The sequence below is a fragment of the Acidimicrobiales bacterium genome (genome assembly GCA_036399815.1).
GTDB lineage: Bacteria > Actinomycetota > Acidimicrobiia > Acidimicrobiales > DASWMK01 > DASWMK01.
This window is the reverse complement of the sequence record DASWMK010000001.1, coordinates 1-7,946: the sequence shown is the minus strand read 5'-3', so window position 1 is coordinate 7,946 and position 7,946 is coordinate 1. Positions and strand designations below refer to the sequence as shown.

At 77.2% G+C, this 7,946-nt stretch carries 10 protein-coding genes; 1 reads left to right on the top strand and 9 read right to left on the bottom strand.

Annotated elements, in window-relative coordinates:
• From VGB14_00050 to VGB14_00020, 7 genes are all read right to left on the bottom strand, one after another.
• The coding region (locus VGB14_00050) for a hypothetical protein (protein ID HEX9991294.1) at positions 1-356 on the bottom strand (356 nt) is incomplete at its 3' end.
• A gap of 52 nt (positions 357-408) precedes the next feature.
• Entirely contained in the window at positions 409-651 is a 243-nt protein-coding gene (locus VGB14_00045; GenBank protein HEX9991293.1) for a hypothetical protein, read from the bottom strand.
• A 22-nt stretch (positions 652-673) separates the two neighbouring features.
• Positions 674-1,006 (bottom strand): hypothetical protein, encoded by a 333-nt coding sequence (locus VGB14_00040; GenBank protein HEX9991292.1) that lies wholly within the window; start codon positions 1,004-1,006, stop codon positions 674-676.
• A gap of 60 nt (positions 1,007-1,066) precedes the next feature.
• The gene (locus VGB14_00035) at positions 1,067-1,852 is read right to left on the bottom strand and encodes a DNA-formamidopyrimidine glycosylase family protein (GenBank protein HEX9991291.1); all 786 of its coding nucleotides are present in this window, start codon (positions 1,850-1,852) and stop codon (positions 1,067-1,069) included.
• 10 nt (positions 1,853-1,862) lie between these two features.
• Positions 1,863-2,807, bottom strand: coding sequence for a DUF4328 domain-containing protein (locus tag VGB14_00030; protein ID HEX9991290.1), 945 nt, complete (start codon positions 2,805-2,807; stop codon positions 1,863-1,865).
• Between the two features lie 36 nt (positions 2,808-2,843).
• A complete protein-coding gene (locus VGB14_00025; GenBank protein HEX9991289.1) occupies positions 2,844-3,734 on the bottom strand; it encodes an LCP family protein in 891 nt (296 codons plus the stop codon).
• Entirely contained in the window at positions 3,731-4,387 is a 657-nt protein-coding gene (locus tag VGB14_00020) for a hypothetical protein (protein ID HEX9991288.1), read from the bottom strand. Before VGB14_00020 ends, VGB14_00025 begins: the two co-directional genes overlap by 4 nt.
• A 70-nt stretch (positions 4,388-4,457) precedes the next feature.
• On the opposite strand from VGB14_00020, the gene VGB14_00015 reads away from it, so the two are divergent.
• On the top strand, positions 4,458-5,408 hold the full coding sequence (locus VGB14_00015; protein HEX9991287.1) for an aldo/keto reductase: 951 nt from the start codon (positions 4,458-4,460) through the stop codon (positions 5,406-5,408).
• A gap of 9 nt (positions 5,409-5,417) precedes the next feature.
• Here the strand turns inward: VGB14_00015 and VGB14_00010 are convergent, their stop codons facing one another.
• Both VGB14_00010 and VGB14_00005 read right to left on the bottom strand, forming a co-directional pair.
• Entirely contained in the window at positions 5,418-6,584 is a 1,167-nt protein-coding gene (locus VGB14_00010) for an aminotransferase class I/II-fold pyridoxal phosphate-dependent enzyme (GenBank protein ID HEX9991286.1), read from the bottom strand.
• Positions 6,581-7,804 (bottom strand): homoserine O-acetyltransferase, encoded by a 1,224-nt coding sequence (locus VGB14_00005; protein ID HEX9991285.1) that lies wholly within the window; start codon positions 7,802-7,804, stop codon positions 6,581-6,583. The genes VGB14_00010 and VGB14_00005 overlap by 4 nt, the downstream gene beginning before the upstream one ends.
• Between the last annotated feature and the right edge of the window lie 142 nt (positions 7,805-7,946).

The window sequence follows — 7,946 nt, the reverse complement described above, 5'->3', positions numbered from 1 at the left end:
GGCGGCGGGCCACCGGCGCTCGGAGGGGGCGGCGGGCCACCGGCGCTCGGAGGCGGCGGCGGGCCACCGGGGTCGGGGGCGGGGGTGGGCTCGGGGGGGGCGGGGCGGCCGGCGGCTTCGTCGTCGTCGGGGCTCGGGAGGGGGCCGTCGGCCGGGGAGCCGAGGCCGGCGTCGGGCGCGGCCCAGCCGGGCTCGTCCTTGGAGGGCCCGCCGCCCGGCGACGCGCCCGGCGACGCCGACACCGGGTCGGGGACGGGGCGCTCGAGCCCGCGCCCGCAGCCGATGCAGAACCGGGACCCCGGGGGGCTCATCGAGGCGACGACCTCCCGGTCCTCGCCGCACTGCTCGCAGCGCATCTGCTCCCCTCTCAGCCGGGCGTCCGGCGCGCAGCGTACGTGACGGGCGCCCTCAGGAGCCGGACTCGCCCCGGGCCTCCGGCGGCCGGAGGTCGACCCGCAGCACGAGGAAGCCGTCCTCGATCGACCCGGTCGCGTCGCCGATGATGGCGAAGTCCTGGAAGTCGATCTGGGCCTGGCGGACGAACTTGGTCCGCTCCTCCCCCGCCACCGGTGGCAGGGGACGGGCCCGCACGGCGGCGGCCCGCTCGCGGAACCGCTGGATCATGGCGTCGACGTCGAAGCCCTCGGCCATCGCCGCCACCGTACCGGCCCCGCTACGCCCGGCTGGGCGCCTCCTCGGCGGCGGCCTCGTCGCCGTCCTCGTCCGCCTGCCGGGACGGCCGGGTCACCCACCAGTACCGCACGGTCAGCACGGTCAGCAGGAAGGCGACGACGAGCAGGCCGGCGATGATCCGCCAGATCGTCTCGGCGGTCTCGTCGTCGGTGCCGTCCTCGGTGGCCGCCGGCTGGCGCACGCTCGTCGGCACCGTCACCACGGTCGGCTCGGTCGTCTGCGCCGACGCCGGCGCCGCCGCGCCCAGCCCGACCACCAGCGCGAGGACGACCGCCGCCATGGCGGCCGACCACCTGCCTCTCGCGCTCCGCATGGACCTCCTCCTGCCCAACCGCCCCGGGGCGATGCGGGATCGTAGTGGCCGACGGCCCCGTCATCGCTGGTGCCGCGGGCACGACCACGTCGTCCGGCCGCCCACCGTGCGGCGCACGAGCGGCTCGCCGTCGCGCGGGCAGCGGCCACCGGGGCGGCGCTCGGCCTGGAGGTCGCCGGTGTGGCTCCCGCCCCGCTCGATCAGGGTGGCGACGGTGGCCCTCAGGTGCCGGTGGAGACGCCGCAGCTCGGCCGGCGACAGCGACCGGGCCGGCCTCGCCGGGTCGATCCCCGCCCGCCACAGCGCCTCGTCGGCCAGCAGGTTGCCGATGCCGGCCACCCTGGCCTGGTCGAGCAGGCGGGCCTTCACCGGCGCGGCGCTGTCCCGCAGCACGGCGGCCAGCTCGGACGGCCGGACGGCCAGGGCGTCGACCCCCAGCCGGCCCTCGTCGGGGTCGAGGGTGACGCCGCCCAGCCGCCGGGGGTCGCGGACCCGCAGGTCGCCGCCGTCGGCGAAGCGGACGGTGAACCGGTCCCACGCCTCCTCGGCCCGCAGGCTCGAGTAGAGGAGCTGGTCGACGCCGGCCCGGCCGTCGACGAGGAGGCGCCCGGTCATCCCGAACCGCAGGCCGAGGACGGGCCCCTCGCCGTCGGCGTCGAGCAGGAGCACCTTGCCGGTGCGGCGGGCGGCGACGAACGACCGGCCGGCCAGCGCCGAGGCGACGACCTCCGCGGTCAGCCCGCCCTTCAGGTACCAGGCGTCGGGGGCGACGACCTCGGCGACCGGCCGGTGCAGCGCCCGCTCGGCCAGGCGGCGGTAGGCCTCGACCTCGGGCAGCTCGGGCACGGCGGCCGGCTCAGCGGGGCGCCGGCCACCACGGCGCGCCCCGGCGGCCCACCGGCCGGCGGGCGCCGGAGGCGGCGGCGACCGGGCGCGAGGCGGCGGCGACCGGCCGCGCCGCCGGCCCGCCCGCGGCCCGGACGGCGATCGGCGCCCGCCCGGTGAGCACGGCGACCCGCTCCTCCTGGCGGCGGGTGACGGCCACGACGACGGCGACCGACAGCGCCCAGGCGGCGACGGCGAGCACGTCCGACGCCACCTCCAGCCGCGCCTCGGCGACCAGCTCGCCCGGGGTCGTCCCCTCGCCGGCCCGGATGGCCACGGCCACGACGGCGAGGACGGCCGACGCCACCGCCGCCGCCCACCACGCGTGCACGACGGCCCCGACCGGCACCGACCACCAGCCGTCGCCCGGGGTGGCCGGGAGCGAGGGCGACGAGGCCCGCCAGGTGTCGTCGACGACGGCCTTCGGCCGGACCACCTGGAGCCCGGGGACGAGCCACGACCACGTCGCCCACCTGGGATCGAGGCGCAGCCCCCTCGCCCCGAGGGCGGGCAGGTTGCGGTAGGCGGTGTCCAGCCACCGCACGGCGACCACCAGCGCGGCGCCCGCCGCGAGCAGCCCGGCGACGGCCAGCGCGTCCTGCCACGTGCCGGCGTCCCGCACCCGGTCGGCGGCGGCCGCCGTCGGCGCCTCCTCGGCGGCGGCCAGGGTGGCGAGCCGCACGACGTCGGCGACCGTGTGGGCGGCCCACACCGTGGCGGCGACGACCAGCGCCGCCCGCGCCCACGCCGCCCGCTCGGCGAGCGGGTGCCACCGGGGGTCGGCGGGCGAGCCGTCCGGCCACTCGGGCGGGAGAGGCCGGTCGTCGTCGACGGCGGGCGGGGGGATGGCCGTCCCGCACGTCACGCACCAGCGGTCGGCCGGGCCGGCCGGGTTGGCGCACCCCGGGCATCGCACGGCGGCGACGCTAGCGACCGCCGGGCGCGCCGGGGCTCAGTGCGACTGGAGGACGGCGTCGTCGCGGAAGTCGGCGAACAGCCCGGCCGCCTGCGGCCTCGTGTAGACGACCGACGCCGAGCCGTACCAGCCGGCGACGGCCGGCATCGTGGCGTTGCGCACCCTCGCCGGGTCGAGCGACAGCGCCGTGCGGCCGAGGTGGTACAGCTCCCGCACGCCGAGCCCGTCGATGCGGACGTGGCGGAGCAGCACGGACAGGTAGCGCAGGGTGTCGGCCGCGCCCGTGCCCCGCCCCCGCAGGTCGGTCAGCGCCGAGAGCAGCAGGTGGGCCTGCATGGTCGTGCGGTCGAGGTCGCCGCTCGGCAGGTGGCGGTTGCGGCTGAACGCCAGCGCCTGCGCCCCGTTCATCGTGGTCGGCCCCTGCTGGAAGTAGGCCCCCGAGTTCGGGTCGGCCATGGCGAAGGGGACGTCGACGTGGACGCCGCCCAGCTCGTCGACCATGCGCTGGAGCCCGTCGAAGGTCGTGGCGATCACGATCGACACCGGCGCGCCCGTCAGCCGGCGCACCACCTCGGCCTGGAGGGCGGCGCCGCCGTAGCGGTAGGCGTCGTTGATCTTCGCCATCCCCCGGCCCGGGATGTCGACCATCGTGTCCCTCGGGATGTTGAGGATCGTCCCGGCGCCGGCCTCGGCGTTGATGCCGACGAGGTGCAGCGCGTCGCCCCTCGCCCCCTCGAGCCCGCCCCGCTCGTCGCTGCCCACGAGCAGGACGAACAGCGGGGCGTCGGGCCGGTCGACGAAGGAGGCCGAGTCCTCGACCATCGTGAACGTGGCCCACGTGGCTCCCGCCACCACCCGGGGCAGCAGGGTGCCGACCACGGCGACGACGACCGCCAGCCCCCAGGCGGTGGCCCGTCGCCGGATCACGCCGCCTCCTCGACCTGGCGCTGGACCGACATGGCGTAGCTCTCGATGCGCCAGCCGCCGTCGGCCGGGGCCAGGGTGAGCTCGCCGAGGCGGTTCACCTTCACGGTCCTGCCGTCGGCCGTCTCGCCCTGCACGTCGACCAGCAGCCCGACCGTCACGAGCTCGACCGAGCCGGACGGGCCGGCCAGCGCGGTCAGCCGCAGGTCGGCCACCGGGCGCACGACGGGCCGCGCCGCCGGCAGCCCCTCGTCCACCAGGGTGGCGCGGTCGTCGCCGAGGAGGCGCTGCTCGGCCGCGCCCGTGAACAGGTCGCGCACGCCGTCGGCGGCGGCGCCGTGCGACATCGGGTCGATGGTGGCCCGCTGGACGTAGCTGGCGACCACGCCGACCACGGCCTCCTCGACGGCGGCCGGCAGCTCCGCCGGCCCGGCCCCCGACTCGACCAGCTCGATGCCCGAGACGTGGACGTCGAGGTCGGGCGCGGCGGGGACGGTCTGCGGCGGCCGCTCGCCCTCGGCCGTCGTCGTCGGGCGGGCGCGGGACAGCTCGGTGGGCGGCGACTCGCCGCCGGAGCGGGCGACGACGGCGACGATCAGCGCCAGGCCGAGGACGACCACGCCGCCGTACAGGAGCGCCGAGCGCCGCCGCACCACCCCTCCAGCATGGTCGCCGGAGGCGCCACCGGGGTGGACCCCCGGGGCGTCGTGCCTAGCCTGCCCGGCCATGGAGACGCGCCGGATCGGGGAGCTCGAGGTGTCGGTCGTCGGCCTCGGGTGCAACAACTTCGGGGGCCGCATCGACGAGGAGCGGTCCCGGGCGGTGGTCCACGCCGCCCTCGACGCCGGCGTCACCCTGTTCGACACGGCCGACGTCTACGGGAGCACCCGCAGCGAGGAGTACCTGGGTCGCGCCCTCGGCCGGCGGCGGGACGAGGCCGTGATCGCCACCAAGTTCGGCGCCCAGCTGGGCGACGACCCGGCCCACGGCGGCGGCCACCCCCGGTGGGTCCGCCAGGCCGCCGACGGCAGCCTCCGCCGCCTCGGCGTCGACCACATCGACCTCTACCAGCTGCACCGCCCCGACCCGGACGTCCCCGTCGAGGACACCCTCGGCGCCATGCACGAGCTGGTCGTCGCGGGCAAGGTGCGGGTGATCGGCCACTCCAACTTCTCGGCCGAGCAGGTCGACGAGGCGGCCGCGGCGGCCGTGCGCGAGGCCGTCACGCCGTTCGCCAGCGCGCAGAACCACTACAACCTCCTGGCCAGGGCGATCGAGCGGGACGTGATCCCCGCCTGCCAGCGCCACGGCCTGGCCATGCTGCCGTACTTCCCGCTGGCGAGCGGGCTGCTGACCGGCAAGTACCGGCGGGGCGAGGAGGCGCCCGACGGCACCCGGGTGGCGACCATGGACCCGTCGAGGGCCGAGCGGCTGCTGAGCGACCGCCACTTCGACGTCGTCGAGCGGCTCGAGGAGCTCGCCACGAGCCGGGAGCGCACCCTGCTCGAGCTGGCCATGTCCTGGCTGGCCGCCCAGCCGACGGTGGCGTCGGTGATCGCCGGCGCCACCCGGCCCGAGCAGGTGCGCGACAACGTCGCCGCGGTCGGCTGGCACCTGTCCGACGACGACCTGGCCACCATCGACGACCTCAGCGCGCCCGCGCTCGAGGAGGGCTGAGCGCCCGGCTCAGCCGAGGGCCTGGAGCACGTCGGCGACGAGGTCGTCGGGGTGCTCGAGGCCGACGGAGATGCGGACGGTGCCGGGCGTGATCCCGTCCACGGCCAGCTCCTCGTCGGTGAACTGGGCGTGGGTGGACGAGGCCGGGTGGGTGACGAGGGTCTCGGGGCCGCCGAGCGAGGGCGCCATCTGGGCGATCCGCAGCGACTCGACGAACCGCGCCCCCGCCTCGAGGCCGCCGGCCGCGTCGAAGGCCAGGATCCCGCCCGGCAGGTCCATCTGCCGCTTGGCCAGGTCCCGCTGCGGGTGGGAGCCGAGCCCCGGGTAGCGGACCTCGGCGACGGCCGGGTGGCCCTCCAGCGCCTCGGCCAGCTGCTGCGCGCTGGCCGACTGGCGGGCGACCCGCACGGGCAGGGTGCGCAGCCCCCGCAGCCCGTTCAGCGCGTCGTAGGGCGACGCGTTCGCGCCCTGGAGCACGGCGAAGGGCCACAGCGCGGCGACGAGGTCGCGACTGCCGGCCACGACCCCGAGGCTGGCGTCGTTGTGGCCGGACAGGCCCTTGGTCGCCGAGTGGACGACGAGGTCGACGCCGTGCTCGATCGGGCGCTGGGCCACCGGGGTGGCGAAGGTCGAGTCGACGGCCGTGAACGGCCCCTCGATGGCGCCGAGCTCGTCGAGGTCGACGAGGTCGAGGCGGGGGTTGGCCGGCGTCTCGGCGTAGACGAGCACCGTCCGGCCGGGCTGCACGGCGGCGGCGAAGGCGCCCGGCCGGGTGCCGTCGACCAGCGTGACGTCGATGCCCATCCGCGGGCACAGCGCCTCGAAGAGGTGGCGGGTGCCGCCGTAGAGCTGGCGCTGGGCGACGACGTGGTCCCCGGTGGAGCACAGCGCGAGCACCACGCCGGTGATGGCACCCATCCCGGAGGCGTAGGCCCTGGCCGCCTCCGCGCCCTCCAGCGCGGCGACCGCCTCCTCGAAGGCGCTGACCGTCGGGTTGCCGTACCGGCTGTAGAAGCGGTCCTCGCCCGGCTGGCGGGTCGCCATGCGCCGGCTGTCCTCGACCGTCGGCGTGCGGAACGTGGTGGTGGCGTAGAGCACGGGCGCGAGCGACGTCTCGTCGGCCGACCGGCCGGCCTGCACCGCGGTGGTCTCGATGTGGGCGGGGCGGTCGGTCATGGGCGCTTCTCCACGGTCTCGAGGAACGGGACCAGCGCCGCCGCCACCTGGTCGGTGTCCAGGAGGAAGGCGTCGTGGCCGTGGGGGCTGTCGATCTCGGCGTAGGCGGCGGGGGCGCCGGCGGCGACCAGCCCGTCGGCGATGGCCTGCTGCTGGGCCGGCGGGAACAGGATGTCCGATCGGATGCCGACGGCCAGCACCGGGCACCGCACCCGCCCGAGGGCGGACGGCACGCCGCCCCGGCCCCGCCCCACGTCGTGCAGGTCCATCGCCTTGCTGAGGACGAGGAAGCTGTTGGCGTCGAAGCGGGCGACCAGCTTGGCGCCGTGGTACTCCAGGTAGCGCTCGACCTCGAAGCGCTGCCACAGCGAGAACCCGTCGAGCGGCTCCACCACCTCCCGCCCGAAGCGGTCGGCGAACACGTCGTCGCTGCGGTAGGTGACCTGGCTGATCATGCGGGCGAGGGCGAGGCCGGCGGCCGGCCCGTCGCCGGGCCCGGCGTCGTGGTAGTCGCCGCCCCGCCACCTCGGGTCGAGGGCGATCGCCGCCCTCGCGCACGTCCCCCAGGCGATCTGCTGGGCGCTCGCCGCGGCCGCGGTGGCGATGGGGACGAGCGACCGCACCCGGTCGGGGTGCATCACCCCCCACTCCAGCACCTGCATGCCGCCCATGGACCCGCCGACCACGGTGAGCCAGCGGTCGACGCCGAGGTGGTCGGCGAGGGCCGCCTGGGTGCGCACCATGTCGCGGACGGACACGACCGGGAAGGCCGAGCCGTACGGGCGGCCGGTGGCCGGGTCGGTCGAGGCCGGGCCGGTGGAGCCCTGGCACCCGCCGGGCACGTTGGCGCAGACGACGAGGAACCGCTCGGTGTCGAGGGCCCGCCCGGGGCCGACGAGGGCGTCCCACCAGCCGGCCGTCGGCTGGCCGGGGCCGATGCCGCCGGCCACGTGCGCGTCGCCGGTCAGCGCGTGGCAGACGAGGACGGCGTTGCTCCCGTCCGCGTCGAGGCGGCCCCACGTCTCGTAGGCGACGTCGACCGGCCCGAGGCGGCCGCCGCCCTCGAGCGCGAGGGGCCGGTCGGCGGCGAGGCGGAGGAAGCGGCGGTCGCCGGGCGGGTCGCCGGCGCGCCAGGCGCCGCTGGCCGGGAGGCCGTCCGCGCCGGCGCGGGCCGGGAACGGCTCGACCGGCCCTGACGCGGAAGGGTCGCGGCCTCCCATGGCCGCGACCCTAGGTGTACTCGGCCAGGAGGTTGGTGACGGGTCGTTGACGTAGGCGAAGACCTCCGGTGCAGTGGAGATAGCCGTCTTCAGCTGACCGGAGGTCTTCGTGGGTCACCGTAACGCCCGTTTGACGTTCCAT